We start from the raw sequence: 1,721 nt of genomic DNA, 5'->3' as shown, positions 1-1,721 counted from the left end.
AACTATGGCTCACCATCTAATCAGCTGAAAACCTTGAGAAAATGGTGTGATATTTAATCCTTATCTACTACAGCCCCTAATTTTTTAGTAACTGTCTGATTTTGTTAAGGACAATCAAGTACAAACGTCTATGAGACCTTGTAATTAGTATTTGAGTTTCGTAAGTTTGGGTGTTAAGCTAGCAAAATATTGTCAGCCACCCCACTATTACGACCGTTTGTCTAATCAGTTAGGGTGAAATCTCTGATTTAGAGATGACAACCCCCTTTTGCTAATGATTAGGTAAGTTCATATCGCAAGATTCCACCTAATTGTTATCGCCGTCTGACTGTCTTTAGCGAGACAATGTTTAGCGGTACAATTTTTTTTGCTTATTAACTGCCTAATTTTGGAGCTGCTATGAAATTATTAAAAGCTGCGTTGTTTACTGCATTATTTTCTTGTGCTGGTTTAGCCAATGCTGAGTTAATATCAAACGTACCGCTTGATACCTCACGTTTTGAGCTTATGCCTGTGAGCGAGTTGTCTAGTCGTGCCGCCCAAGGTAACGATCACGCTCAGTTCTATCTGGCCAAGCGTTTGCAAAAAGGTGAAGGTATTGCGCAAAATACCCAACAAGCAATCCAGTGGTATACCAAAGCCGCTCAGCAAGGCGTTGCCCCTGCTCAGTTGAATCTTGCCATCATGTATTTGCGCGGCGAAGGTGTTCAGCCTAACTTACAACAAGCCCGTGGCTGGTTAGAAAAAGCCGCCATGCGTGGTGATAACCGTGCCAGCTATACGCTTGCATTGTTAGATGAAAAGCAAAAGAATTTGGTCGATGCTTATAAATGGTATGACTTGGCCGCCCGTGATGGCATGCTAGATGAAAAAGTACGCAACAAAGCTCGCGGCAAAATTGGTCAGTTGGCATTGAACTTATCAAGCTCAGACATTGCTAGTGCCCGTAGCAAAGCCGATACTTGGTTCCAGAGTAAATAGTATCTAGTAACATACGGTTTTAGTTTAAAAATGAAAATCCAGCCTTTGAGCTGGATTTTTTGTGTACGAAAGCAAAAAAGTTATATAAAGTGAAATCAGCTTAATCATATACGCCTAATAAACTTGTAGCCTCCTAAGTCGAAGGAATGTCATGCAAACAGTTACCTCAATAATAAACCCATACCTATTTGAAAAACAGTACGATGCTTTTATAAAGTTTGTGGAAGAAAAGTCAAATATAGCTTTTGTGTCTTTTGCTTCACATCCTTATACAGATCAACAAGAAGGATATAAGTATCAGATTTACAGAGTTGCTCGCAATAAGCTTTCATTTCATACATGGAAAAATTATGACATTGGAAGTGGGAAAATTATATTGGCAACCATTGAGGCCATTGAGTTTCCAGATAATAATTTAGTTCCATGGCAAAATCGCTATGGCGAACAAAATCGACCACATCAACCACTTTTTGAAGCAATTGGTAACCCTGTTAAGACAGAAGAAATGGAGAGCGTTTTATTTAACCTTTATCATTCATCAAATGACGAACAAATATTTGGTGAGTTGATTAAAATTTTTGGAAGGAATTATTCTCTTTTAGCTTATCTTTATTTTATTAAAGATAACTCAAAATACTTACCTATCGCACCTACTTATTTTGATATAGTCAATCCAAAATAAAAGAAGTACAACCCATATTATGAAATAGTTTAGGTAGATTATTCTCCATCCAACCTTG

At 37.8% G+C, this 1,721-nt stretch carries 2 protein-coding genes; both read left to right on the top strand.

The annotated features are described in order from the left end of the window. Nucleotides 1-399 precede the first annotated feature (399 nt). Complete coding sequence (locus JMY00_RS13425; protein WP_102094618.1) at nucleotides 400-981, top strand: tetratricopeptide repeat protein; 582 nt, start codon at nucleotides 400-402, stop codon at nucleotides 979-981. Nucleotides 982-1,132: 151 nt separating this feature from the next. Beyond that, nucleotides 1,133-1,663 carry a hypothetical protein gene (locus tag JMY00_RS13420; RefSeq protein WP_201580526.1) on the top strand — a complete coding sequence of 177 codons (531 nt, stop codon included), beginning with the start codon at nucleotides 1,133-1,135 and terminating at the stop codon, nucleotides 1,661-1,663. The last annotated feature ends 58 nt before the right edge of the window (nucleotides 1,664-1,721 follow it).

It is taken from the genome of Psychrobacter sp. Pi2-52 (assembly GCF_904846705.1).
GTDB lineage: Bacteria > Pseudomonadota > Gammaproteobacteria > Pseudomonadales > Moraxellaceae > Psychrobacter.
Note: the sequence above shows the minus strand (reverse complement) of the source record. Positions and strands in the feature narration are given on the sequence as shown.

What these genes read in the sequence shown, in the direction of transcription:
- JMY00_RS13425 (WP_102094618.1), top strand. Translation starts at nt 400, where the DNA reads ATGAAATTATTAAAAGCTGCGTTGTTTACTGCATTATTTTCTTGTGCT.
- JMY00_RS13420 (WP_201580526.1), top strand. Translation starts at nt 1,133, where the DNA reads ATGCAAACAGTTACCTCAATAATAAACCCATACCTATTTGAAAAACAG.